Here is a 514-nt window from a genome sequence, read left to right as displayed (position 1 = left end):
CCAGCTTGCGGCCGAACAGTTCCGGCGTACGTCCGGTCATCAACCCGGCCAGGAACACACCCAGCAGCAGGTACACGATGAACTGCTGCAGGCCACAACCGATGCCGCCCCAGATCGCGCTGACCAGCATGTTGACCATCGCGATGCCGCCACTCAGCGGTGCCAGCGAATCGTGCATGCCGTTGACCGAACCGTTGGAGACCTGGGTGGTCACCGCCGCCCACAGCGCAGTGCCGTCGGCACCGAAGCGCACTTCCTTGCCTTCCATCAGCAGCGGGGTGGCGGCGCTGGCGCTATGCCCTTCGCTCCACATCATCGCGCCGGTGGACAGCAGCGACATGCCCAGCATGCAGCTGAACACCAGGGCGCCGAAGCGACGTCGGCCGGTGAACGCACCGATCATGAAGATCACCGCCATCGGCACCAGCAGGATGCCGACGATTTCCAGCGCATTCGACAGCGGGGTCGGGTTCTCCAGCGGGAAGCTGCTGTTCGGGCCGTACCAGCCGCCACC

1 protein-coding gene is annotated in these 514 nt (G+C 65.8%); it reads right to left on the bottom strand.

The genetic code is table 11. From position 1 onward, the window contains the following. Positions 1–514, bottom strand: a 514-nt coding sequence (locus tag DAI20_RS20405; RefSeq protein ID WP_205781554.1) for a potassium-transporting ATPase subunit KdpA, incomplete at both ends; no start/stop codon positions are given.

The organism is Planctomonas deserti, from assembly GCF_003067705.1.
Taxonomy (GTDB): Bacteria; Actinomycetota; Actinomycetes; order Actinomycetales; family Microbacteriaceae; genus Planctomonas; species Planctomonas deserti.
This window is presented reverse-complemented; position numbering and strand designations above follow the sequence as displayed.